Origin of the sequence: Achromobacter sp. HNDS-1 (assembly GCF_040084795.1) — a bacterium.
GTDB lineage: Bacteria > Pseudomonadota > Gammaproteobacteria > Burkholderiales > Burkholderiaceae_B > Achromobacter > Achromobacter ruhlandii.
The window spans coordinates 6122214-6146068 of sequence record NZ_CP157584.1 but is presented as its reverse complement, the minus strand read 5'-3'; the positions used below and the strand labels follow the sequence as shown (position 1 = coordinate 6146068).

26 protein-coding genes are annotated in these 23855 nt (G+C 68.9%); 10 read left to right on the top strand and 16 right to left on the bottom strand.

Features of this window, described 5'->3' with window-relative positions; all coding sequences use genetic code 11:
• Window positions 1–135: 135 nt before the first annotated feature.
• Window positions 136–1368 (top strand): MgtC/SapB family protein, encoded by a 1233-nt coding sequence (locus ABFG95_RS28305; protein ID WP_278990834.1) that lies wholly within the window; start codon window positions 136–138, stop codon window positions 1366–1368.
• Here the strand turns inward: ABFG95_RS28305 and ABFG95_RS28300 are convergent.
• The 6 genes from ABFG95_RS28300 to ABFG95_RS28275 form a co-directional block, all read right to left on the bottom strand.
• Complete coding sequence (locus ABFG95_RS28300) at window positions 1353–1799, bottom strand: hypothetical protein (protein WP_348995210.1); 447 nt, start codon at window positions 1797–1799, stop codon at window positions 1353–1355. The genes ABFG95_RS28305 and ABFG95_RS28300 overlap by 16 nt on opposite strands.
• 110 nt (window positions 1800–1909) lie before the next feature.
• The gene (locus tag ABFG95_RS28295; protein ID WP_175145960.1) at window positions 1910–2638 is read right to left on the bottom strand and encodes a helix-turn-helix domain-containing protein; all 729 of its coding nucleotides are present in this window, start codon (window positions 2636–2638) and stop codon (window positions 1910–1912) included.
• 180 nt (window positions 2639–2818) lie between these two features.
• Complete coding sequence (locus ABFG95_RS28290) at window positions 2819–3472, bottom strand: response regulator transcription factor (RefSeq protein WP_049073740.1); 654 nt, start codon at window positions 3470–3472, stop codon at window positions 2819–2821.
• Window positions 3469–4557 (bottom strand): PAS domain-containing sensor histidine kinase, encoded by a 1089-nt coding sequence (locus ABFG95_RS28285; RefSeq protein ID WP_238922602.1) that lies wholly within the window; start codon window positions 4555–4557, stop codon window positions 3469–3471. The genes ABFG95_RS28290 and ABFG95_RS28285 overlap by 4 nt, the downstream gene beginning before the upstream one ends.
• A gap of 142 nt (window positions 4558–4699) precedes the next feature.
• Window positions 4700–5221, bottom strand: coding sequence for a flavodoxin family protein (locus ABFG95_RS28280; RefSeq protein ID WP_068952719.1), 522 nt, complete (start codon window positions 5219–5221; stop codon window positions 4700–4702).
• Window positions 5218–5703, bottom strand: coding sequence for a CBS domain-containing protein (locus ABFG95_RS28275; RefSeq protein WP_049073744.1), 486 nt, complete (start codon window positions 5701–5703; stop codon window positions 5218–5220). Before ABFG95_RS28275 ends, ABFG95_RS28280 begins: the two co-directional genes overlap by 4 nt.
• A gap of 182 nt (window positions 5704–5885) precedes the next feature.
• Here ABFG95_RS28275 and ABFG95_RS28270 point away from each other — a divergent pair, with 182 nt between their 5' ends.
• Window positions 5886–7244 carry an MBL fold metallo-hydrolase gene (locus ABFG95_RS28270; RefSeq protein WP_348996069.1) on the top strand — a complete coding sequence of 453 codons (1359 nt, stop codon included), beginning with the start codon at window positions 5886–5888 and terminating at the stop codon, window positions 7242–7244.
• 6 nt (window positions 7245–7250) lie between these two features.
• Here ABFG95_RS28270 and ABFG95_RS28265 read toward each other — a convergent pair whose 3' ends face one another.
• The 3 genes from ABFG95_RS28265 to ABFG95_RS28255 form a co-directional block, all read right to left on the bottom strand.
• The gene (locus ABFG95_RS28265) at window positions 7251–9632 is read right to left on the bottom strand and encodes a phosphoketolase family protein (RefSeq protein ID WP_348995209.1); all 2382 of its coding nucleotides are present in this window, start codon (window positions 9630–9632) and stop codon (window positions 7251–7253) included.
• Window positions 9629–10429 (bottom strand): L,D-transpeptidase, encoded by an 801-nt coding sequence (locus tag ABFG95_RS28260; protein ID WP_278990826.1) that lies wholly within the window; start codon window positions 10427–10429, stop codon window positions 9629–9631. Before ABFG95_RS28260 ends, ABFG95_RS28265 begins: the two co-directional genes overlap by 4 nt.
• A gap of 103 nt (window positions 10430–10532) precedes the next feature.
• On the bottom strand, window positions 10533–10958 hold the full coding sequence (locus tag ABFG95_RS28255; RefSeq protein WP_348995208.1) for a universal stress protein: 426 nt from the start codon (window positions 10956–10958) through the stop codon (window positions 10533–10535).
• Between the two features lie 259 nt (window positions 10959–11217).
• On the opposite strand from ABFG95_RS28255, the gene ABFG95_RS28250 reads away from it, so the two are divergent.
• On the top strand, window positions 11218–12051 hold the full coding sequence (locus tag ABFG95_RS28250) for a universal stress protein (protein WP_059270481.1): 834 nt from the start codon (window positions 11218–11220) through the stop codon (window positions 12049–12051).
• A gap of 27 nt (window positions 12052–12078) precedes the next feature.
• Window positions 12079–12537 (top strand): universal stress protein, encoded by a 459-nt coding sequence (locus ABFG95_RS28245; protein ID WP_068952729.1) that lies wholly within the window; start codon window positions 12079–12081, stop codon window positions 12535–12537.
• A gap of 151 nt (window positions 12538–12688) precedes the next feature.
• Here ABFG95_RS28245 and ABFG95_RS28240 read toward each other — a convergent pair whose 3' ends face one another.
• The gene (locus ABFG95_RS28240; protein ID WP_348995207.1) at window positions 12689–15070 is read right to left on the bottom strand and encodes a catalase; all 2382 of its coding nucleotides are present in this window, start codon (window positions 15068–15070) and stop codon (window positions 12689–12691) included.
• A 163-nt stretch (window positions 15071–15233) separates the two neighbouring features.
• On the opposite strand from ABFG95_RS28240, the gene galU reads away from it, so the two are divergent.
• From galU to ABFG95_RS28215, 5 genes are all read left to right on the top strand, one after another.
• Window positions 15234–16079 carry a UTP--glucose-1-phosphate uridylyltransferase GalU gene (gene galU / locus ABFG95_RS28235; RefSeq protein WP_336729491.1) on the top strand — a complete coding sequence of 282 codons (846 nt, stop codon included), beginning with the start codon at window positions 15234–15236 and terminating at the stop codon, window positions 16077–16079.
• A gap of 153 nt (window positions 16080–16232) precedes the next feature.
• On the top strand, window positions 16233–16769 hold the full coding sequence (locus ABFG95_RS28230) for a DUF4142 domain-containing protein (protein ID WP_175145968.1): 537 nt from the start codon (window positions 16233–16235) through the stop codon (window positions 16767–16769).
• A gap of 64 nt (window positions 16770–16833) precedes the next feature.
• Entirely contained in the window at window positions 16834–17067 is a 234-nt protein-coding gene (locus ABFG95_RS28225; protein ID WP_232734920.1) for a DNA-3-methyladenine glycosylase, read from the top strand.
• A 26-nt stretch (window positions 17068–17093) separates the two neighbouring features.
• Window positions 17094–17363 carry a hypothetical protein gene (locus ABFG95_RS28220; protein WP_100504669.1) on the top strand — a complete coding sequence of 90 codons (270 nt, stop codon included), beginning with the start codon at window positions 17094–17096 and terminating at the stop codon, window positions 17361–17363.
• Window positions 17364–17642: 279 nt separating this feature from the next.
• Entirely contained in the window at window positions 17643–18722 is a 1080-nt protein-coding gene (locus ABFG95_RS28215) for a mechanosensitive ion channel family protein (RefSeq protein WP_348995206.1), read from the top strand.
• 26 nt (window positions 18723–18748) lie between these two features.
• Here the strand turns inward: ABFG95_RS28215 and ABFG95_RS28210 are convergent, their stop codons facing one another.
• The 6 genes from ABFG95_RS28210 to ABFG95_RS28185 all read right to left on the bottom strand — a co-directional run bounded on the left by ABFG95_RS28210 (window position 18749) and on the right by ABFG95_RS28185 (window position 22635).
• Window positions 18749–19156, bottom strand: a complete 408-nt coding sequence (locus tag ABFG95_RS28210) for a hypothetical protein (RefSeq protein ID WP_348995205.1) — start codon at window positions 19154–19156, stop codon at window positions 18749–18751.
• Between the two features lie 119 nt (window positions 19157–19275).
• The gene (locus tag ABFG95_RS28205; RefSeq protein ID WP_348995204.1) at window positions 19276–20979 is read right to left on the bottom strand and encodes a hypothetical protein; all 1704 of its coding nucleotides are present in this window, start codon (window positions 20977–20979) and stop codon (window positions 19276–19278) included.
• Window positions 20980–21096: 117 nt separating this feature from the next.
• Window positions 21097–21351 carry a hypothetical protein gene (locus tag ABFG95_RS28200; protein ID WP_278990814.1) on the bottom strand — a complete coding sequence of 85 codons (255 nt, stop codon included), beginning with the start codon at window positions 21349–21351 and terminating at the stop codon, window positions 21097–21099.
• 27 nt (window positions 21352–21378) lie between these two features.
• Entirely contained in the window at window positions 21379–21885 is a 507-nt protein-coding gene (locus ABFG95_RS28195) for a ferritin-like domain-containing protein (protein WP_054418177.1), read from the bottom strand.
• Window positions 21886–22012: 127 nt separating this feature from the next.
• Window positions 22013–22168 (bottom strand): hypothetical protein, encoded by a 156-nt coding sequence (locus ABFG95_RS28190; protein ID WP_348995203.1) that lies wholly within the window; start codon window positions 22166–22168, stop codon window positions 22013–22015.
• On the bottom strand, window positions 22165–22635 hold the full coding sequence (locus tag ABFG95_RS28185; RefSeq protein WP_238908963.1) for a low affinity iron permease family protein: 471 nt from the start codon (window positions 22633–22635) through the stop codon (window positions 22165–22167). Before ABFG95_RS28185 ends, ABFG95_RS28190 begins: the two co-directional genes overlap by 4 nt.
• A gap of 116 nt (window positions 22636–22751) precedes the next feature.
• Between ABFG95_RS28185 and ABFG95_RS28180 the strand changes: the two genes are divergently transcribed.
• Complete coding sequence (locus ABFG95_RS28180) at window positions 22752–23837, top strand: calcium:proton antiporter (protein WP_238908962.1); 1086 nt, start codon at window positions 22752–22754, stop codon at window positions 23835–23837.
• Window positions 23838–23855: the final 18 nt, after the last annotated feature.

The following is a 23855-nucleotide window of genomic DNA, read 5'->3' as shown; positions in this document are numbered from 1 at the left end:
TGACGGGAGTCAACCGGCGTGGAAATCGGCCGGAGGGCGTGGATCGGCCGGATTGCCGATTCCCGCCGGGCCCGTTTTGGCGCAACAATGAGGCTTCGGGCGGCCGCGCCGTCTTCGGCGCATTGACGTGACATCATGGACACGCAGACTCCACTCCCGTTCGCGATCGCGCTCGGCATCGGCTTGCTGATAGGCGTGGAGCGCGAGCGGCGCAAACGCGGCGCATTGGCCCGGCCAACCGCCGGCGTGCGCACGTTTGCCCTGACGTCATTGCTCGGCGCCGTCGCCATGTACCAGGGCGGCGCGCTGCTGGTGGGCCTGGCGGCGGCGGCGTTGGGACTGCTGTTGCTGGCGCACGCGCGGGCCGCCGGGACGGGGCAGGGCATGGCCACCCAGGCGGCCTTGCTGTTGAACCTGCTGCTGGGCGGCCTGTGCCTGCGCGACCCGGTGCTGGCGTCGGGCCTGGCCGTGACGGCCGCCATCCTGCTGGCGGCGCGTACGCGTCTGCATCGGTTCGTGCGCAAGGTCCTGAGCCGCGAGGAAATGGTCGACGGGCTGATCCTGGCGGCTGCCGCGCTGGTGGTGCTGCCCATGCTGCCGGATGCCTACCTCGGGCCGTTCCAGGCCTTGAACCTGCGCACCGTCTGGAAGTTCACCGTGCTAGTGATGGCGGTCAGCGCGGCCGGCCACGTCGCCTTGAGGCTGTTCGGACCGCGCATCGGGCTGCCGCTGGCCGGCTTCGCATCGGGCTTCATTTCCAGCACGGTGACCATCGGCGCCATGGGCCAGCGGGTGGCCGCCGAGCCATCGCTGATGGGGCCCGCCGTGGCGGGCGCGGTGTTGTCCTCGATCTCGACCCTGGTGTTGATGGCGGCGGTGCTGCTGGCGATCAGTCCGGCCACGCTGCAGGCCCTGTTGCTGCCGCTGGCGTGCAGCGGCGCGGCCGCGCTGGCCTATGGCGCGATGTTTCTGTTGCGCGCGATGCGCCAGCCGCCGGCCACGCCAGTGGAGCCCGGACGGCCTTTCAAGCCGCAGGCGGCCCTGATGCTGGCGCTGATCGCCGCCGCCGTGCTGGTCGGGGCGGCCGCGTTGAATGCCTGGCTGGGGCAAAGGGGCATCGCGCTGGCGGCATTGCTTGGCGGCTTCGTCGACACCCATGCGGCGGCGGCCTCGGTGGCGACGCTGGCCGCCGCCGACCGCGTCCTGCCGGCGCAGACCGTGGTGCCGGTGCTGGCCGCGTTGTCGGCCAATGCCTTGAGCAAGGCGGTGTTCGCGGCCGCGAGCGGCGGACGCCGTTTCGCGGCCCAGGTGGTGCCCGGGCTGCTGCTGATGATCGTGGCCGCCTGGGCCGGCTACGCGGTCGGTTGAGCGTGGCGGTCGGCGGCGGCCGCATCGCCCTGGCGATCGCCGCCGGCCCCGTTGCCCTGCGACAGAAACTGCGCCGCGCCTTCGGCGATCTGCGCCATGCGTTCCTGCCAGGGACTCTGGCTGCTGCGGATGGCGGCGGCCGTCGAGGCGGAGGCTTCGCGCGCGATCTTTTCCAGCTCCCGCAGGTAGGCCAGCTCTCGCCCGAACAGCTCCAGCATGAAGCTCTGCTGCACCGCGAGCAAGGCGCCAGCGGTGTCGGCGGCGTCGACCTGGTCGCGGGCATGCTGGACGAACGCCAGCATTTCCTTGTCGGTCCTGAGCTGCAACGTGCGCAACTGCCGCAAAGTGTCGAAATAGCCCGAGGCCGAGGCCAGCAGGCTGTTGAAGCCGTACTTGTACAGCGCGGCATGGGGTTCGTAGTCGAGTTGCATGGTGGGTCTCTCCACGGGGACGGCGTATGCATGCGCCCGCGCCGCCTGGAAGATCCAGCATAGGCCCGCCGTCCCCGCCGACATTGACCAAACTCAACTACGCGGCCGGGTCAGCCGCAGCTCAAGCGGCGCAGGGCGTCGACGTCGAGGATCTCCAGGTGGCGCTTGCTCACCAGGAGCAGCGACGCCGCCTGCAGGCGCGCGAAAACGCGGCACACGGTTTCGATTTTCATGCCCAGGTGGTTGGCAATGTCCTCGCGCGTCATTTTCAGCACGAACTGGCGCGACGAATAACCATGGGCGGCCATCTGCTCGGAGGTCTCGACCAGGAAGCTGGCGATGCGTTCGTCCGTCGTCATGCGACCCAGGGTCAGCAGCAGGCGCTGGCAATGGTTCATGTCGTGCGCGATCAGGCGATGGAGCTGGCGTCCCGCCTCGGCATCCTGCTCGCAATTGGCCTCCAGTTCGCGGTAGGGCAGGGCGCAGGCCACCGAGTCCTCCAGCGCAATGGCATCGCAGGTATGGATGCCGGTTTCGATGGCATCCAGGCCCAGCAGCGAACCCGCTCCCGGGAACGCGGTGATCTGCTCCAGACCCGACGTATTGGTGACGCGGATCTTCATCGACCCGGCGCGCAGCAGATACAGGTTGTGCAATGCGTCACCGGCGCGATACAGCGCTTCGCCCCGGCGCACGCTGCGCCGCCCGCGCGCGGCCGGCGCCAGCGACGCCCAGTCCTGTGGATGGCACAGGCGCGCCACCTCGCAGGAAGCGCATTCGCGCGGTAGCCCCTGATTGACCGGCGGGGGAGTCGACAGCGCGAGCGAGGTCGTGTCCATGGTTGCACCTCATCGGGTAAGGATATCCAGGCAGAAATCGAGGCGGGCGCGCGACCGGCACGCGCATGCAAGCAGTATGCGCGGCGGCCGGCGACGGCGCTATCGGCGCAACCCGCCAGTTCCCATACGAATCGCCCCCGATCGGGTGTAGGAATATTCCTACACCGCCGCGCGACCCGGTCAGCCGGCGGGGCCTTCCTGGTCATCGATCAACCGGTGCTTGAGCGCGTAGCGGACCAGGTCGGCCTGGTTGCGCAGGCGCATCTTCACCAGGATCCGGCTCTTATAGGTACTGACCGTCTTGACGCTCAGGAAAAGCAGCCGCCCGATGTCGGCGTTGTTCAGGCCCCGGGCGAGGTGGTGGAACACCGCCGACTCCCGATCGGACAGCGACAGATGCGGTTGCAGGGCGCCGTCGGCATGGCGCTCGAAGGCAACGCTCTCGGCCACCGACGGGCTCAGGTAGCGGCCACCGGCGGCAACCCGGCGCACGGCCTGCACCAACTCCGTGGCGGCGCTGTCCTTGGTGAGATAACCCGCCGCGCCGGCCTTGATGGCCTGGACCGCGTATTGCGGCTCGCCGTGCATCGTCAATACCAGGATCGGCACGGCGGGGTAGTCGCGGCGGATCAGGCGGATCAGGTCGACGCCGTCGTGGCCCGGCATGGACAGGTCCAGCACCAGCAGGTCCCATGGCCGCTCGGCCAGCAAGCGCAGCGCTTCGGCGCCGTTGCCGGCCTCGCCCTGCACCGAGATGTCGCCGGTCGGTTCCAGCAGGCGGCGCAGGCCCTCGCGCACCAGGGTATGGTCGTCGGCGAGCATGACGGCGATCATGGCGTCTCCCAAGGCGGCTGCGGCGGCTGGGCCGGCAGGGTGGCCTTCAGGCGGAAGCCGCCTTGCCGGCGCGTCGTGATGCTGACGTCGCCATTGAGCAGGCGCACCCGTTCGCGAATGCCCTGCAGGCCGAGCGAAAAGGACAGCTTGCGCGTCAGGCTCTCCGGTGTCGCGCCCACGCCGTTGTCCTGCACTACCAGGCAGCACTCGGTGGCGTTGCAGGACAACCGCACCTGCACCTGGCTGGCCTGCGCATGCCGGGCGATATTGGTCAGGGCCTCCTGGACCACGCGATACAGTGTCGTCGCTACCTGCTTGGCGGGTTCGCCGGCGCCGATGTCGATATGCGCGTCGGTGGCGATGCCATAGCGCGACACGAAGTTCGACACCAGCCATTCGATCGCCGCGGCCAGCCCGAGGTCATCGAGCATGACCGGCCGCAGGTCGGCGGCGATGCGCCGCAATGAGGTGAAAGTCAGTTTGATGAGGCGGCGCATGGCCTCGACCCGGTCATGCAGGTCCTGGTCGTGCGGCGACAGGCGCGCGGCCAGTTGCGACAGTTCCATGGTCAGCGCTGTCAGGCTCTGGCCGAGGTCATCGTGCAATTCCCGCGCAATGTGCTTTTTTTCCTGCTCGCGTACGTGCAACAGGGCATTGGACAGCCGCGTCAGTTCGTCGCGCGAGGCCAGCAGGGCCTGGTCGACCCGCTGCCGCTCGGTGATGTCGCGCAGGAAAATCGACAGGAACACGCCGGCTTCGCCCTGTGTCTGCGAAATCGAGGCTTCCATGGGAAATTCCTCGCCATTGGCGCGCAGGCCCCACAGCGGCGCGCCCAGCCCCATCTTGCGTTCGGAAATGCCGGTATGGCGAAAGCGCTCGACATGCCGGGCATGCACGGCGCGAAAACGGACGGGTATCAGGATGTCGAGACTGGCGCCGATGGCCTGATCGGCCTCGCGCAGGAAAACGCGCTCCGCCGCCGGGTTGAACATCACGATGCGCTGTTGCGCGTCGACCGTGATGATGGGTTCCGTGGCGGACTGGATGATATCGAGAAGCGGTGGCGCGTTGGCCGGGGGCTCCATGGGCGGGTGAGATGTGCGCGTTCCAGGACCGAACGGGGGTCTGGATTGATTGCAGCACAGTTCCCCGCCGTGCGCCATAGTCGCGATGCACGGGGCCTGAAGGGCCGGGCACGAGCCGTCCCCTTTTTGTTCCCCCCGACGGTCAGTCGACGGCGGGCAGCACCGGGTCGTCCCAATCACCCGCGCCGCCGAAGGCCTGCAACTGCGCCTTGAAACGGCACAGCGCCGCGTCGCTCTCGCCGGCCAGCACGTCGAACTGCTTGAGCAGCAGGATCGAGCGCGGCTTGGCGCCGATCGCGCTGGCCATGTCGTCGACCGCGCGAAAGCCGCCATATCCGGACATCACGCAGATCACCGAATAGGCCCGGATTCCCTGGCGCGCATTGCGCAGGAATGCGCGCATGGGCGCGGCCAGCGATCGCAGCCACACCGGCGCGATCAGCACCACGTGGTCATAGGCGTCGAGCGCCGGCCCGTCGTAGCGGTACGCCGGGCTGCGCTTGAAGAGCACATCGACGATGCAGCGCAGGTCCCCGCGCAAGCCGAGCCGGGGCTGTGGGTCGCGGATCTCATGGACCGGCCAGTGGGTCATGGCGGCCAGGCGTTCGGCCACCGCGCGCGCGGTGCCGCTGCGCGAATAGAACACGATGCCGATGCGGGTCATGATGCCTCCTTGCGGGCGGGAGAATCGCGCTCATCCTGGGCCAGCAGGGCGCGCAGGATATCGCGGCGGCTGACCACGCCCACCAGCTTGCCGTCGCGCGTGACCGGCACGCGCTTGATGGCGTGCTTGAGCAACAGGTCGGCGATCCGCGACAGGGGCGCCGATTCATCGACGGTGATCACCGGGCTGCTCATGACGCTGGCGGCGGCGCGCTCGCCCAGTTGCAGGCTGTGCAGGAATTCCAGGTTCAAGGGTTCGCCTTCGGCCAGTTGCGCCAGCCAGTGGTCGAGTTTTTTCTGGTGGGCGCTGTCCTGCCGGCGCACCAGGTCGCCTTCGCTGATCAGGCCGATCAAGGTGCCGTCGTCGCCGACGACCATGACGGCGCTGATTTCCCGCTCGACCATCGCGCGCATGATCTGGGAGACGGGCGTTCTGGCATTGACGCAATAGGGATTCGGGGTCATGAGTTCGCTCGCGAGCATGCTGTTCTCCAGGGGAAAAGGGGCGTACCCTGGCTGGCGGGGCGCCTTGTCTTCATCTTGATCCGCCCGCCGGGCGCGGTCTTGATCTAGGTCAAGCCGCGCGCCGCGCGCCATTTCCCATGGGCGCGCGCCGTGCGATGCTGGCAGCGCATCCGCAAGGAGGAACCATGTCGAACCATCCGATGCTGTGTTTCCTGGGCGCCGCCGGCACCGTCACCGGCTCGCGCCACCTGCTGGAGATCGATGGCCAGCGGATCCTGCTCGATTGCGGCCTGTTCCAGGGCGTGAAGACCTTGCGGCTGCGCAATTGGGCGCCGTTCCAGGTGCCGCCCGCCGACATCGACGCCGTGGTCCTGTCGCATGCGCACCTGGACCATTCGGGCTACCTGCCGCGCCTGGTGCGAGACGGTTTTCAGGGGCCGGTTCACTGTTCACACGCCACGCTCGACCTGTGCCGGCTGCTGCTGCTCGACAGCGCCCACCTGCAGGAAGCCGATGCCGATTACCTGAACCGGCACCATCTATCCAGCCACAAGCCCGCGCTGCCGCTCTATACGGTGGCGGACGCGCAACGCGCGATCGCAGCGTTGCGGCCCCAGGATTTCGAAACCTCGGTCGAACTGCCCGGCGGCTGTCGGGCCCGGCTGCACCGGGCCGGCCATATCCTGGGGGCCTCCATCGTCGAACTCGAGTACCCGGGCGGCCGCCTGGTCTTCAGCGGCGACCTGGGACGCCATGGCGATCCGCTCATGCCGGCGCCGCGGCCGATCCCGCAGGCCGACTATCTGGTGCTCGAATCCACCTACGGCAACCGCGCCCACAGCAAGGAAAGCGTGCTGGTCGCCCTGGAGGCCATCATCCTGCGCACGGTCAGGCGCGGTGGCACGGTGGTGATTCCGTCGTTCGCCGTGGGCCGGGCGCAAGCGTTGCTGTATTACCTGTGGCAGCTCAGGCAGGCGGGGCGCCTGCCGCGCGACCTGCCGGTATTCCTGGACAGCCCGATGGCCAGCGGCGCGGTGGACGTGTACCTGCGGCACCTGGCCGACCAGCGGCTGACGCTGGCCGACGCGCGCGCGGCCTTCGGCATGGCGACCTGCGTCACCGACGTGGAGCAGTCCCAGGCGCTCGACGCCTCGCCCATGCCGAAGATCATCGTGTCGGCAAGCGGCATGGCCACCGGCGGCCGTGTGATCCACCATCTCAAGCACTATCTGCCCGATCCGCGCAACACGGTCCTGTTCGCCGGTTTCCAGGCCATGGGCACCCGGGGCGCCGCCATGCTGGATGGCGCGGCGACGGTCAAGATCCACGGCGGCTACATTCCCGTGCGCGCGGAAATCGACAACCTGTCGATGCTGTCGGCGCACGCCGACGCCGACGAGATCCTGCGCTGGTTGGGCGGCTTTACGCAGCCGCCCCGCGAGACCTTCATCGTGCACGGCGAACCCGACGCCGCCGATGCGCTGCGTCTGCGGATCAAGGACGAACTGGGCTGGCGCTGCCGGGTCATGGAACAGAACGACAGGGTGGAACTGGCCTGACCGGTATCAATCGCGCCGCGCCTCGTAAGTCGGCCATCTGCCGTCGCGGATGTCGTCGCTGTCGATGCCTTCGGCGCGTGCCTGCGCCACCTGCTGCTCGCGCCTTGCCAGCCACTGGTCGCGGACGGCGGCGCCGCAGTGGCGCAGGCGCGGCACGCGGGCCAGCACGTCGATCGCCAGGCTGTAGCGATCGATGCCATTGAGCACGGCCAGTTCGAAGGGCGTATTGACATCGCCCTGTTCGCGGTAGCCATGCACGTGGAAATTGACATGGTTGCGGCGCTGGTAACACAGCCGGTGGATCAGGGCCGGATAGCCATGGAAATTAAAGATCACCGGCTTGTCGCGCGTGAAGAGGGCGTCGAACGCCTCGTCGGTCAGGCCGTGCGGATGAACCGTCGGCGGCGCCAGGGCGAACAGGTCGACCACGTTGACAAAGCGGATCTTCAGGCCGCCGAACCGCGACGACAACAGCGCCACCGCCGCCAGCGCTTCCCCCGTGGGAACATCGCCGGCGCAGGCGAGCACCACGTCCGGCTCGTGCGACACATGGGTGCCGGCCCAGTCCCAGGCGCTGGCGCCGGCCTGGCAATGCCGCGCGGCCTCGCTGGCATCCAGGTAGACGGGGTGGGGCTGCTTGTCCGCCACGATCACATTGACGTAGCCGACCGAGCGCAGGCAGTGCGCGGCCACGTTCAACAGACAATTGGCATCCGGCGGCAGGTAGATGCGAACCACCTCGGGACGCTTGTTGGCCGCGACATCCAGGAACCCCGGGTCCTGGTGGCTGAAGCCGTTGTGGTCCTGGCGCCAGACCACGGAGGTCAGCAGCAGGTTCAACGACGGCACCGGCGCGCGCCAGGCGCCTTGCCGGCGCGCCTTGTCCAGCCATTTGGCATGCTGGTTGAACATTGAATCGATCACATGGGCGAACGCCTCGTAGGTGGCCAACAGGCCGTGCCTGCCGGTCAGCGTATATCCCTCAAGCCATCCCTGCAGCAGGTGTTCGCTCAGGACCTCCATGACCCGTCCGTCGGCCGCCAGGTGCCCGCCATCGGCATCGCTATCGAGCAGACGGGCCATCCAGGTCTTGCCGCTGGCCTCGAAGACCGCCGCCAGGCGGTTGCTGGCGGTCTCGTCCGGCCCGAACAGGCGGAATCGGTCGGCATTGGCCCGCATGACGTCGCGCAGGTAATTGCCCAGCAGTTGGGTGGGCGAGGCATCGGCGGCGGCGGGCGCGCGCACCGGCTGGCTATAGGCCTCGGGGCTTGGCAGGTCCAGCGCGCGCCGCAGCAGGCCGCCATTGGCGTGGGGGTTGGCGCTGATGCGCCGGTCCCCGACCGGGGCGAGCGCGCGCAGTTCGGCCGCCAGCGCGCCATCCGCATCGAACCACGCTTCTGGCCGATAGCCTCGCATCCAGGCCTCCAGCGCGCGCAGATCCTGCGGCCGGCCGGCGGGGTCGGGCAGCGGGATCTGATGGGAACGCCACGAGTTCTCCACCGCGTGACCATCGATCTGGCGCGGCCCGGTCCAGCCTTTCGGGGTGCGCAGCACGATCATGGGCCAGCGGATAGGGGTCCGTTCACCGCCGCGCGCGCGCGCCTGGATCGCGCGGATCTCGGCCAGGCATTGCTCCAGCGCCCGCGCCATCTTCCGGTGCATCGCGGGCGGGTCGTCGCCTTCGACAAAACAGGGGCGATAACCATGGCCCTCGAACAGCGCGAGCAGTTCGGCGTGGGAAATGCGGGCCAGCAGGGACGGATTGGCGATCTTGTAGCCGTTCAGGTGCAGGATGGGCAGCACCGCGCCATCGCGCGCCGGGTTCAGGAAGCGGGCCGACTGCCACGACGCGGCCAGCGGCCCGGTTTCGGCCTCGCCGTCGCCGACCATGGCGGCCACGATCAACGCAGGATTGTCGAACGCGGCGCCGAAGGCATGCGCGAGGCTGTAACCGAGTTCGCCGCCCTCGTGGATCGAGCCCGGCACATGCGGCGAGCAGTGCGACCCGATGCCGCCCGGGGCCGAAAACCGCTGGAACAGGCGCGTCATGCCGGCTTCGTCCCGCGAGCATTCGGGGTAGCGTTCCGAATAATGGCCGTCCAGATAGGCGTGGGCCAGCACCGCGGCGGCGCCGTGGCCGGGACCGCATACATACATCAGGTCCAGGTCGTGCTCGCGGATCAGGCGATTCAGGTGGGTGAGTGTGAAGGTCTGGCCGGGGCAGGTGCCCCAGTGCCCCAGGATTCGCCGCTTGATGTGCGCCGGCGCCAGCGGCTGGCGCAGCAGGGCGTTGGCGCGCAGGTACAGCATCCCGGCGCACAGGTAATTGCTGGCCTGCCAGTAGGCGTGCAGGCGCTGCACCTCGGCATGGGAGGGCAGGGAGGTCATGGCGGTTTTCCTTTGGCGGGCGCGGCGGGTACCGCCCATGCCGGACGCGTCGAACGGCCGCTGTCGACGATGATCAGGTAGCGGCCGGCGCCGGTCACCGGCGCGCGGTCACGCAGCAGCACCCAGGGAGGCGTCACCAGCGCGGCGGCCAGCTCGTAGTCGGCATCCAGCAGCCCGAGACGGTCGATCAGGCGATTGAATGTCGCCGGGATGCGGATGCAGCCTTTCGATTGGGCCGTCCCCAGGCGCTGTTCCAGTACATACGGGTCGGTCGCGTGCATCTGCAGGCGCATGGTCGCGGGCGCGCGGTCGCCCCATCCTTTGTTGGCGGTCTGCCAGCCGAAGTCGTAGACCCGCATGCCCTTGGCCCCATAGCCGAGGATGCCGTTGGCGTTGCGGGTGCCTTCGGCGCGGAAATCGGGGTTGGCGAGCGTGTGGCTGAAAACGCCCGTGGGCGTCTCGAAATGGTCGAACTGGCCGACCCGGCCGGTGGACACAGGCGTAGCCCCCAGGAACAGCGGCGGCTGCGCCAGCCAGTACAGCAACGCCGCCTGCACCCGGATATCCCGATCCACCACGATGACAAACTGCGGACCGAGCGGCGTGATGCCGGCCGCCCGCAGGGCCTGCGCCGCCAATTCTCCGTAGCGCGCCTGTTCGTCGGCGGGCGGCGTCAGCCTCGGCGTGACCTGCTCGCCGAAGGCGCGGGCCACTTGCGCGGCGGGGGCCGGCGGGAGAGGCTGCGCCGCCGCGCCGGCCGCCGGCAGCAGGGCGGCCAGCGCGAGGCGCCAGGCCATGACGGCGCGCGGCGACGGGTGCCGGCTTGCCGGACGGCCGGGCGCGGGCAGGGCGCCTGCCTGGCGCGGTGCGGGCTGCGCGCTTGTCATGATGGGCTCGCCGCTAGTTCACCATGACCACCGGCAGGTGCACGGCATGCAGCAGTTTCAGGGCCACCGAGCCCAGCATCAGGCTGCCGGCGGCGCCCAGCCCGCGCGAGCCCATCACGATGTGGTCGCACTGTTGTTCGGCCGCGTATGCCTGGATGGACTCGGCGACATTGCCCACGCGCAGGCTCGATTGATACATGATGCCCGCCTTGTCCAGCGCCGCCTTGGCATCGGCGAGCGCCGTCCTGGCTTCGTCCTCGTAGTATTGCTGGATCATGTCATGGGACACGAACGCCAGCACCGCGCCGGAGACGATAGGCGGCTGTACGTTCAGCAGATGCAGGTTGCACGCGCCGTGTTCGCGGACATGGTCGATCATGTAGCGCACGGCGCGCAGCGAATTGGCGGATCCGTCGACCGGGATAAGCACGTTTTTCATGGAACCTCCTGGCGGGGAAGGGGAGCGGCAGGTGTCATCATCGCGCCGCGCGTCCGCCGGCCATTGACGCGGGTCAAGCCGGCGCGATTTCTTTCCGGTCTTGTGGCGGCGGCAACCGATCGGCTTCGCCGGCTGGCGGGGTTGACAAAGGTCAACGTCCCACGCCGTCGGCGGCGCAAGATGGCGGAACATCCCGACCCGCGCCGCGGGCACGCCGCCCGCCGGCCGGACAACGCCGCATCATCCTGGAGGCTCCGCCATGTTCCGCCGTATCGCCGTGCACCTGGACAATGGCGTCGATTGCAGACGCCGTATCGATATCGCCCTGCGGATGGCCAAGGCGCATGACGCCCATCTCACCGGCATCTTCGCCAGCCACATGCAGCCTGGCTATTTCTACGACGAGGGCGGCCTGTGGGCCCGCTCAATGGAAATCATCAAGGAAATCAATACGAAAGGGCGCGCGGCCACGCAGCAGGCGTTCAGTCAGGCCGCCGCGCAGGCCGGCGTGGCGATCTCCTGGCGGCAGGGCGACGACGCGCCGGCCGACTGCCTGGCGCGCCATGCGCGCTATTCCGATGTCGTCATCGTCAGCCAGGAAAACGGCTATGACATCGAAGCGGCCACCGGTGACGATTTCGTGCCGCAGACCCTGCTTGCCGCCGGACGTCCCGTCATCGTCCTGCCGACGGCGGGCACGTTCGAGACCATCGGCATTCGGGCGCTGTATTGCTGGAACCGGGGCCGCGAGGCGGCGCGGGCGCTGGCCGACGCCGCGCCCATGCTGCGCAGCGCCGTCGCGCTGCGCGTCCTGACGCTGCAAGGCGCCGAGGAAGATCCCGAGCGGCAGGCCGCTTACGAGGATCTGGCGGCGTACTGCGCCAGCCACGGCTTTCCGCCCTTGGAATCCGAGACGCGCGACGCGCGCGAAGCGGGCATCGGCGATGCCATCCTGGACGCCGCCGCCGACTTCGGCGCCGATCTCATCGTCATGGGCGCGTACGGACATAGCCGCGCCCGCCAATGGATACTGGGCGGCGCCACGCGTTCTTTGCTGTCGGCGATGACCGTGCCGGTGCTGTTTTCGCACTAGCCGGGCGCCAGGATCCGGGAGACCGCCATGCCAACCGAACATCGGCGCATTCTCGTGGCCATCGACGGCAGCCACGCGTCGGACCGCGCGCTGGACGAGGCCATCGGCCTCGCCAGGCTTTCACATGCCGAACTGCGCGTCATCCACGTCCTGGACGATCTGTCCATTTCAATGGCATTCAATCCCTATGCGGGCTATTACACCGGCGAACTGATCACCCAGCTGCGCCAGGACGGCGCCCAGTTGCTGGCGCGGGCAGCGGCGCGCGCCAGCGCCGCGGGCGCCGTGGTGCAGACCGCGCTGTACGACGATCTCGGCCTGCCGGTGCGGGAGCGCATCCTGGAAATCGCCCGGAGCTGGCCAGCCGACCTGATCGTGATGGGCACGCACGGGCGTCGCGGTGTCGACCGCGCCTTGCTGGGCAGTTGCGCGGAAGGCGTGGTGCGCGCCGCGTCGGTGCCGGTGTTGCTGGTTCGTGCGGCCTGAACGCGGCGGTCCGAGGGGAGGATAACCAGGGGGCGAAGGGATAAAAGCGTCGAAAAGGGTTACTGGCGTCGGCGGAACAATCGGGAAGAAGCAGGCCGGTCCTGGAAACCGGCCCATTTCTTACTTTACATAATATACATTATGCGTATTTTCAAACGACCGGCGGCGTACGCTCCCGTTCAGGATGGCGATGACGTGCCAACGCCTCCAGAAATCCCGCCGCGACCTTCTGCGATGCTTCGCCGATGATCAATCCGCCGTCGTCTTCCGCCGACGCGATGCCGGCCGCTTCCAGCACGTCGGCGCCTTCGCCCAGCGCCAGCAAGGTTTTGCCATGGCGGTAGCTGTCGCGCACGAACTCCAATGCCCGGCCGTCGCCGAGCCAGCGCTCGCTGGCCGCGCCACCGGACGGCACCACCGCGCCGTCGAACAGCCCGGACGGCTGGTTGTCCAGCGATGCGTCGGCATCCAGCGAACCGCCATCGGCGGTGTCCACGGGGCCGATGCGCTGGCCGACCAGGCGCACCACGACGCCGGCCTTGATCAAGGCTTGGGCCAGCGTCGTCACGGCGGCGCCATCCACGCCTTCGGCCACCAGGATGGCGACCTTGCGGGTGGCGACGCCTTGTTCGCCCGGCCGCGCCGTCAGCGACAAGGACGGCGACTGTTCGACTTCCGGGCTGGGCGGCTGACGCAAGGCCCGTGGCATGGGCTCGGGCAGCGCCATGCCCAGCTTGTCCGCCACTGTCCGCGCCAGGTCATCCGACACGTTGCGCAGCGACGCCACCATGCGCTGGCGGATGGCGGCGACCGTGACCTTGCTCAGCTCGAAGGCGAAGGCATCCGCCAGGTGCCGCTGTTCCCAATCCGCCTGGCTGTTGTAGAACAGGGTCGCCTGGTTGTAGTGCTCCGCGAATTTTTCTGGATGGCCGCGCAATTCATCGCCGGCCACCGGCTCGGGGAACGACACGTAGCCGGTCATCCCGGCCTGGAAAGGACAGCCGCCCGCCAGCGAATTGGGCTCGTAGGCCACGCGCCCGCGATGCACCGCCTGCCGATGCATGCCGTCGCGTTGATTGTTGTGCACCGGCGCCAGCGGCGCGTTGATCGGTATTTCGTGGAAATTCGGTCCCCCCAGCCGCGAAATCTGCGTATCCACGTAGGAATGGATGCGCCCCGCCAGCAACGGATCGTTGGTGAAATCGACGCCCGGCACCACGTGGGCCGCGCAGAACGCGACCTGCTCGGTTTCAGCGAAGAAATTGTCCGGGTTGCGGTCCAGCACCATGCGGCCGATGGGCCGCACCGGCACCAGTTCCTCGGGCACGATCTTGGTGGCGTCGAGCACATCGAAACTGAAGCGCTCCGCCTCTTCCTCGGTGAAGACCTGCACGCCCAGCTCCCATTCCGGGCCATGGCCCGAATCGATGGCTTCCCACAGGTCGCGGCGGTGAAAGTCCGGATCGGCGCCCGACACTTTCACGGCCTCGTCCCAGACCTGCGAGTGCGTGCCGGCCACGGGGTTCCAGTGGAATTTCACCAACCGCGCCTCGCCGCGCTCGTTGACGAAACGGAAGGTGTGCACGCCAAAGCCCTGCATCATGCGGTAGCTGCGTGGAATGGCGCGGTCAGACATCAGCCACATCAGCATGTGGGTCGATTCCGGCATCAGCGACACGAAGTCCCAGAAGGTGTCGTGCGCCGAGGCCGCCTGCGGCATGCCGTGATGCGGCTCGGGCTTGACGGCATGCACCAGGTCGGGAAACTTCATGGCGTCCTGAATGAAAAAGACGGGCATATTGTTGCCAACCAGGTCCCAATTGCCCTCGTCGGTATAGAACTTGACGGCAAACCCGCGCACGTCGCGCGCCGTGTCCTTCGAGCCCCGTTCGCCGGCCACCGTCGAAAACCGCACGAAGACCGGCGTGCGCTTGCCCTTTTCCGCGAACAACGAGGCGCGCGTCAGGTCCGTCAGCGGCTCGTAGCATTCGAAATAGCCATGCGCGGCCGAACCGCGCGCGTGCACGATGCGTTCCGGAATGCGTTCATGGTCGAAGTGCGTAATTTTTTCGCGCAGGATGAAATCCTTCAGCAACGCCGGGCCGCGCAAGCCCGCCTTGAGCGAATGCTGGTTGTCGCTCACGGGCACGCCCTGGTTCGTGGTCAACGCCTGCCCCTGGGCATCGGCGCGCACCCGCGCGAGCTGGCCATCGACCGCGTTCACGCCCGGCGCGGCGCCCTCTCCCGTCTTGGCGTTTCCCTCGCGCTCGGACAGGGTGCTGGCGCCCACGACGGCGTCGGGCGGATCGACCTGGGCGCCCAGGTACGGGCAGCGCGCGCCCTCTTCCCCATACTCGTTGGCCTTGTCGGCGTGGTGCGGCAAGGCCTGCACGGTCTCGGCCACCGCGGCGGCGCGCCGCATGGCCGGCGTGGCGGCGCCGGCGGGCGGCGCGCCGGGGCCGCTGTCCGTATTGTTGAACGCGGTATCGACAGGGCCTTGGGCCTTGGCCTTGCTGGGTTTCTTGCTTGCCATGGATATCTCCTGGTGCGTCGGGCCGGCCGGAGCCGGCCGGCAGCGACGGGATTCGCTGAGTGGGATCCGGCAAGCAAGTCCCGTACCCGCGCCGCCGGCGCGTCCCAGCCCCCCTGGGCACGCGCCTTGCTTCATGAGGGTCCCGCCCTCAACGAGACCTGTCATGCAACCCATCCGAATCGCGGTTTTCCCCGTCGCCGGACTCGGCACCCGCTTTCTGCCCGCCACCAAGGCCATGCCCAAGGAAATGTTGCCCGTGGTGGACAAGCCCTTGATCCAGTATGCCGTCGAAGAAGCGATCGCGGCCGGCATCACTGAATTGGTGTTCGTCACCGGGCGCAACAAGCGTGCCATCGAGGACCACTTCGACCGGGTGCCCGAGCTGGAGCTCGATCTGGAAGCCAAGAACAAGGTCGCGCTGCTGGAGACGATCCGCAACGTGCTGCCCGCCCACGTCAACTGCGTCTACACGCGCCAGTCGACGCCGCTGGGGCTTGGCCACGCGGTGCTGTGCGCCGAACCGATCGTGGGTAACGAACCCTTCGTCGTGCTGCTGGCCGATGACCTGATCGATGCGCCCTTCCCCGTCATCGGCGAGATGATCAAGGTGGCGCGCGAATTCGAGGGCAGCACCCTGGCGCTGCAGCGCATTCCCCGCGAGCACTGCCGCCAATATGGCATCGTTGCTGGCGAGCCGGTCGCCGATGGCGTGCTGCGCCTGAATGGCATGGTCGAGAAGCCGGATCCCGCCGATGCCCCGTCGAACCTGGCGGTGGTGGGACGCTATGTGCTGGAGCCGGAGATCTTTGCCTGCCTGCGCCGAACCGCCGCCGGCGTGGGCGGCGAGATCCAGCTGACCGACGGCATCGCCGCCCTGCTGCGCGAACGCCGCGTGTTCGGCCACGAGTATGAGGGCGTCCGCTACGACTGCGGCAGCAAGGCGGGCTTTTACCAGGCCACGATGGAAATCGGTAAAAAGTACCACCAGCTCGGCACCGGTCACGCCTGAGGCTACCGCGCCGGGACGCGCGGCCATGCGATGCCGGCGTCCCTTCCCCGTCGCCCCCGCCGCCCGCGCCCGTCCCGGGAACAGGGATTGCGGGATTGGCGCCAGGCCCGCATCCGCCAGGCCACGCGCTTCACCCCATCTTGGGAGCACGCCATGTCCATCCGCTATCTCACCACCTTGTCCCTGTTGTTGTTCGCGCTGGGAGGGCCCCAGGCCGGCATTGCGCAGGCCGCGCCGACCCCCACCAAACTCGACAGTGGCGACCGCGACTTCCTTGAAAGCGCGGCGCAGGCGGGCCACCTCGAAGTCCAGGCAAGCCGGCTGGCGCTGGAAAAGACCCGCAACGCCGACCTGAAAGCGTTCGCGCAAAAGATGATCGATGAGCACGGCAAGGCGGGGCAGCAATTGGCCGCGCTGGCGCACGGCAAAGGCTATGACGTGCCCACGGAACCTTCGCTGACGCAGAAGGCCCGCTTGAAGGCATTGGGCCTGCGCGACGAGGGTTTTGACAAGGCCTACGCCGAGGAAATCGCCGTGGGCGCGCATGAAGATGCCGTGGCCCTGTTCGAGAAGGCCTCGAACGACGTCAAGGATCCTGACATCAGGCAGTTCGCCATCCAGACCTTGCCCACGCTGCGGCAACACCTGCGGATGGCCGGGACGCTCAAGCAAGGCATGGACAAGCCATGATGATGGGCAGATATGCGCCGCTGAGACCGCCGAAGCCGGCCGTACCGCCCTTCGCGGCAGGCCCATGATGGACGGCGATGAACTGCTGGCCCGCATGCTGGCCACCTCGGTTTCCGACAGGCAGGTCACCGACTGGCCGGAGGTGCTGGCCGACTATGCGCAATGCGTGGCGGCCTTGCGCCACAAGTTGACGGCGCGGGAAATGGAAACGCTGATCTGCGCGGGCGCCGATTTCTATCGCACGCTGGCGCGCGCGGAACAGTATCGGCAGGCGTCCGTCTGGAACACCTCGCGCTGAACCCGGTCCTGAACACTGGAAATGCCATGATCATTCCCGAGCCGGCTGCATCCACCACCCTGATCGGCAACGCGGCGGTTTCGTTGAGCCCGCCCGCCGCGCCGATCCCCGGTCCCGCCGCCAATGCCGAGCGCCTCCAGGAGACAGACCGATCGCCGCGGCCGGCGTCCTCGCAGACGCCCTCACGCCGGCTGCGCAGGCTGTCCATCGGCCTGTGGCTGGCCCTGCTGTTATGGGCGATGGGCGCGGTGCTGCTGGCGCTGCTGAACCTGGCCTCGCTCCTGCTCGCCTTCTGACACCTCCAGACGAAAGACCCGCCGAGCCCGGCGCCAGGGTGGGACGGCCGGACCAGCCAAGTCAGGGCTTGCCGCGCGCGCCCGGCGCCGCGATGGCGCTGGCTGTTCCAATGCCGACCGATGCTGGTCTGCCATACGTGCGCGCCTTTCAATGCGACTCCGGTGCCGCCCTTTGACTGACCACCGCAGCGGCGATCCCCAAGCCCGAGCGCCAGGCGGGCGGCGAACGCACGGCACGGCGATTGCTGCGTGGCGGCATCCCCTTCCCCCGGAGACGACATGCCCTCCCCCTGGTTTTCCTTCTCCGCCCTGCTCGCCGATCATCCCGTCGCGCTGTGGCTCGCGGCGCTGGCGACAGGCGCGGCGCTGTGCGGCCTGCTGATGCTGGTCCTGCGCCTGGCACGGGCACGCCTGGATCGCCTGGCGCAGCCCCCCGGCCAGGGGATCGCCGGCGCGGCGTCGCGCATCCTGCTGCGCACCAACTGGGTGATCCTGGCGCTGGCCTCGCTGCTGCTGGCGGCGGACCTGGTGGGCGCGCCGCTGCCCGGCCGCGCCGGCCCGGGCCACCTGTGGTTCGTCCTGATCGCGCTGCAACTGGCGCTGTGGCTGGATCGCGGCATCGACGTGGGCCTGGCCCACGCCGTGGCGGCGCGCGGGCGCACCGGCTCCATCACCGCCACGCTGCTGTCGTTCCTGCTGCGGGCGCTGGTCTGGGTGATCGTGCTGCTGGCCATGCTGGACAACGTGGGGGTGAACATCACCGCGCTGGTCGCCAGCCTGGGCATCGGCGGCGTGGCGGTGGCGTTGGCGGTGCAGACCATCCTGAGCGATCTGTTCGCGTCGATCTCGATCGGGTTGGACAAGCCATTCGAGGCCGGCGATTTCATCGTCTTCGGCGCCGTGGCCGGCAGCATCGAGCACGTCGGCCTCAAGACCACCCGCATCCGCAGCCTGGGCGGCGAACAGATCGTGTGCTCGAACACCGAACTGCTCAAGCAGACAATCCAGAACTACAAGCGCATGCAGCAACGGCGCATTGTGTTCTCGATCCGGGTGGCGTATCGCACCCCGGTCGACCAGGTGGCCGCCATCCCCGCCATCATCCGCGCGCGCATCGAGGAACAGCCGGACACCCGCTACGACCGCGCCCACCTGGCGCGGCTGGGCGAGAGCGCGCTGGAATTCGAGGCGGTGTATTACGTCATGAGCGCCGACTACAACCGCTACATGGATCTGCAACAGGCCATCTACCTGAGCGTGATGCGCGACCTGCAGGCCGCCGATATCGCGCTGGCGCTGCCCGAAAGCATCCTGCACCTGGCACGGCGCGCGGCGCACGGGGAGGAAGCGGCGGCGTGAGTTCCGCGCCGCCGCCCGGCGCTGCGTCAGCGCGTGTCGGTGGTGCCACCGGAACCGGCCGACGCGCCGGAGCCCGGCATGCCGCCCTGCCCCGTGGAGCCCGTGCCGCCCTGGCCACGCGCCGGGCCGCGGCTATCGGTGCCGCCTTCGCCTTCCAGGCGCCGGGCCGGACGGTCATCCTTGGCCGGACGCGGCTCGCCTTGCGGCGACTGCGACTTGGGCACGGCGCGCGAATCGCCTTGTCCCGGTTGCGCCTTGGGTTGCGGCTGCGGGTCCGCCTGCCCGGGCTGCGCCTTGGGCATTGGCTTGGGGGCCGGCGCGGTGGTCGCGGGCGGCGTCGCATTGCCGTCCGGCTGTGTGCCCTGGGCCCATGCGGAGGCGGTGGCCAGGGCGCCGAGCGCGGCGGCGCTGATGATGAGTCGGGAAAGCTTCATGGGATATCTCCAATAAGGGACGGCCAGGTCCGGGCCGGACGCGGCCGGGCGGTGCACGGCCTGAGGTGGGGGGCATCGGGTGTGAGGAACATCGGGTAAAGCGCCTCGGGCAAATTGCCTCAGGCGGCGCGGACGCCCGCGCCGGGAGCCAGGTCCTGGCGCAGCAGCGCGGCAAGCCGCGCCAGGCCGGCGTCGAGATCCCCCGAAATGTGGATGCGCAGGCATTGCCGGCCTCGCGCCATCAGTTCTTCCATGTCGGCGCGCGCCTGGGCGACCTGCGTGGCGCCAAAGCTTGCGCCATGGCCCGGCGCGGCCAGCGCTTGCGGCGCATCGGCGGTGATGAACAGGAACACGCCGCCCGCGGTTCCCCCCTTGTGCAGTTGCCCGCAGGAATGCAGGTAACGCGGACCAAAGCCGCCCACCGTGGCCGCGCCGGTGCCGCCACGCACGCAGTCGCGCGCCGATGCCAACCAGCGTTCGCAGTCTGCGTCGCGCGGCAAATACGCCAGCAGCGCCACGTAGCCGCCCGCGTCCAGGTGCGCCGCCAGCCGCGCGAACGACGCCGGCGCCGCCGTGGGCGCGCCGTGGAAGGCCAGCGGCCCTTGCACCCGCAGCAATGCGCACGTTTGCGCGCCGGCCGTGCCGTCCGGCGCCGCCGCCAGGCTGCGCGCGCGCGCCTTGCTGGCCTCGACGTCGGGCTGGTCAAAGGGATTGACGCCCAGCACGGCGGCGGCAATGGCGGTGGCCGCCTGCCAGCGGAAGAATTCCTGCCCCACCGATAACGCCGCGCCGCTGTGGCAGGTCACCACGGGATGGCCTGCGGCGGCCAATTGCCGCACCCTGGCCTCCAGCCCGGCGGATTGCCCGTTGGACAGGTGGACGAAGAGCCGGTCGCGGCCATAGTCCGCCGGCTCGGCCAGGGGTTCCTGGGCGATCGGAATCAGGCCCTTGCCGTCCTTGCCGGTGGATTCGGCCAGCAGTTGCTCCAGCCAGCAGGCCAGCGCTTCCAGACCCGGGTCGGCCAGCAAGGTGACCTTGTCGTGGCCGGCCAGCGCCGCCTCGCCCAGCAGCGCGCCCAGCACCAGGCCGGGATTGCGCCTCGGGTCGCGGTGCGCGGAACAGGCGCGGCGCATGGGCTGGGTGGCGCGCAACAGGCGGGCCGGATCATGTCCCAGCAGCGCCGCCGCCGCCAGGCCGAACGCGGACAGCACCGAATAGCGGCCGCCCACGGCGGGATTGCCCAGGAAGATCGCCGCGTACCCCTCCTGCAGCGCGCGCGCATGCAGCGGCGTGCCGGGGTCGGTGATGGCGACGAAGCGGCGGGCGGCTTCCTGCCGGCCCAGCCGCCGCGCCACGCACTGCTGGAAGTAGGCGGCCAGCATGCCGGACTCCAGCGTGGTGCCCGATTTGCTGGCGACCACGAAGAGCGTGCGGGTCAAGTCCAGCCGCGCCTGCAGCGCCAGGATCTGCGCCACGTCGGTGGAATCGAGCACGTGCAGGCGCAAGCCGCCGCCGGCCACGCCCAGGATGTGCGCCAGCGCCTCGGCGCCCAGTGTGGCGCCGCCCATGCCCAGCCATACCGTATCGGTAAAGCCCGCCACGCACAGCCGGCGGCAAGCGGCCGCGAGGCGGCCAAGGTCCGTCGGGGCGGCGCCAGGCCGCAGCCAGCCCAGCCATTCGCTTTCGTCGCCACCGCTCCAGAGCGTGGCGTCCCCGGCCCACAGGCGTTGCGCCCACGCCTCTTGCGTGGCCGTGGCCAGACGCCGCTCCAGGCTGGCCGCCAGGGCGGCGGGCAAGACATGCGAGAAGCCGTTCAACGGCACGCGCGGGGTCGCCCGCCGCGCGGGCGGGCGTCCGGCCGCCATCGCGGGGTGTGGCGCGCGGCGCGCGGAAGGGGTGGGTATGGCTGTCGGCGGTGCGTACATGTCCATGGCGGTTTCCTAGCGTGCGCGTCCACTGCGCGCCCATACTTGCTGTTCGGGGCCGGTATCGCCGAGTCGATCGATGCCCGGCGTCTGTTGCGGATCGACTTCCGGCATCGGATTGGGCAGGCTGTCGGGCGGCCAGCGGCCGCGCCGGTCCGCCTTTTCATCGCGCACGGGCGGGTCGGGCGACTCGGCGGGCGATTGATCGGGCCGGGCCGGCGCCTTGCGGCCCGGGTCTGGCGCCTCCGGATGCGTGATGGCATTGCCCATGGCGGTCTCCTGATCGTCGTGTCGATATCACGCGGCCTTGCCGGCCCGCGCCGCCTTGGCATTGGCCTGCTCCAGCGCCAGCGTGTTCAGCTTTTCATCGGCGGCTTTTTCCTCGGCCAACGTTTCCTTGAGCAGCGCCAGCGCGTCGCCGTGTCCCAGCTGCTTGGCAAAGGTGCACAGCGTGCCGTAGCTGGCGATCTCGTAGTGCTCGACCTTCTGCGCCGACGCGATCAGCGCGGCATCCAGCACGGGGCCTTTTTCGACTTCCTCGATGACGTCGCGGCCCTCTTCCACCAGACCCTCCATCGCCGCGCACTTGACGCGCTTGAGCCGCAGGCCCGTGGCCTCGACGATCTTGTCGATCCGTTCCACCTGGCCCCGGGTTTCCTCCAGGTGCGCGGTGAAGGCCTCGGCGAGCTTGGCCTCGCTGGCCGCGCGCGCCATCTTGGGCAAGGCGCGGGTAAGTTGCTTCTCGGCGCTGTAGATGTCCGACAGTTCGTGGATGAACAGATCCTGCAAAGTCTTTTGCGTCATGGTTGACTCCTGTGTGTTTCCGGCGGGGTTGCCGCGGCGTGATCGGTGGGTCGCGGCTGATGCCGCCGGCTCTCTCCAGCAACCGCCGTGCCGAAGGCGCCGCGCGTCACGCCGCGCGGAGACGCCGTCATGGAGGGGGCAGACGCGTCGGCGGCAAGCAGGCAGCCGGGTCATTGGAAGAAATGGCTCGCAAGGAGCGCAGCACGAAGCGATCGCGAACGGTGTCGCGATCCAGCGGGCCGCCGTACTGACCCTTGCGGACGGTCGGCGTGGCATGGCTCATTGCCGCCTCCGGGTCCGGGCACGCTTGCGCCGCTGCGTGCGGGCGCGCGCCGTGCAGGCCGCCGCCAGCGCCAGCAACTTGTCTTCGTCCAGGCGTTCGGCGTCGACCAGCCGCTCGTCGGCGCCCTGGAGCGCGATCAGCAACTCGTCCAGCTTCAGGTGCACGGCCTCGCTGTCCTTGTTCTGGCTCTGCTGGATCACGAACACCATCAGGAAGGTGACGATGGTCGTGCCGGTATTGATGACCAACTGCCAGGTTTCGGAATAATCGAACGCCGGGCCGGAAAGTCCCCACACCACGACCGCGATCAACGCCAGCCCGAAGGCGACGGGCGAACCCGCCCCTCGGGTCACATGCGCGGCGAAATGGTCGAAGAAGCGGGAGACGGGATTGCCACGGCCGCCCCCCTGCCCGGAGGACGCTCGCTTCGACGATGATGGCCGCCTGGGTACGCGGGTGATGGGCATGGGGTCTTTTTCCGGTCCGACGAAACCGTTGACCCAGCAAGCCGCGTGCCCGCCGCGCGCGCCGCCCGCGGCCCGGCCGTGCTAGGCTGGCACTATTGCGGCCTGCCCCAGTCCCGATGAAATCCATTCTGCAGTCAGAGAAGTTCCTGCTTCTGGCCTGCGCCGTCGCGATCGCCGGATTCGCGCTCGATTCCCGCCTGGGCGGTTACGGCCGCCTGTCCAGCCTGCTGGAAAGCGCGGTGCTGATCGGCGCCATCCTGGCCGCGTCGCTGAGCGTGGCGCGCCACGCCGAGCGCATCGCCCGCAGGCTGGGCGACCCCTATGGCAGCATGATCCTGACGCTGTCGGCGGTGCTGGTCGAGGTGATCGTGCTGGCCATCGTCTCGTCCCAGGCGGGCTCGCCGACGCTGGTGCGCGACAGCATCTATTCGGCCGTCATGCTGGACATCAATGGCATCCTGGGCGTGGCCGCGCTGATCGGCGGCTTCAAGCACGGCGAGCAGGCCTACAACGACGATTCCGCGCGCACCTACAGCGTCATGATCCTGACCGCCGTGACGGTGTCGATGATCATCCCCGAATTCGTGCCCCAGGCAGGCTGGCGCGCCTACAGCGGCTTCACCATCGTGGCGATGCTGTTGCTGTACGGCGTGTTCCTGCGCATGCAGACCGGCCCGCACAGCTACTTCTTCAGCTACAGCTATCCGGACAAGAAGACGCGCCAGCCGTCGCCGCCCTCCGGCTACCCGAGCCGGCGCCAGTCGATCGTCGTGATGGCGGTTGGCATTGCCGCGGTAGGCGCGCTGGCCGAACTGATGTCGCATTCCCTCAATCGCGGCCTGGCGGGCATGGCGGTGCCCGCCGGCCTGGTGGCGCTGATCGTGGCCGGCATCTCGGCCGCGCCGGAGATGCTGACCGCCCTGCGCGCCGCCCTGGCCAATCGCATGCAGTCGGTCGTCAATATCGCGCTGGGGGCTTCGCTGTCCACGGTGATCCTGACCGTGCCCGCCATGGAGGCGCTGGCGCTGTTTTCCGGGCAGCGCATCGACATCGCAATGACGCCGCTGCAGACCCTGATGATGCTCGTCACCCTGCTGGTGGCCGCCATCAACCTGAACGACGGCCAGACCAACGCAATCGAGGGCATGACCCATTTCGTGCTGTTCGGCGCCTTCCTGATGCTGTTGGCGCTGGGACTGTAGCGCTACTGGCGCCAGGCA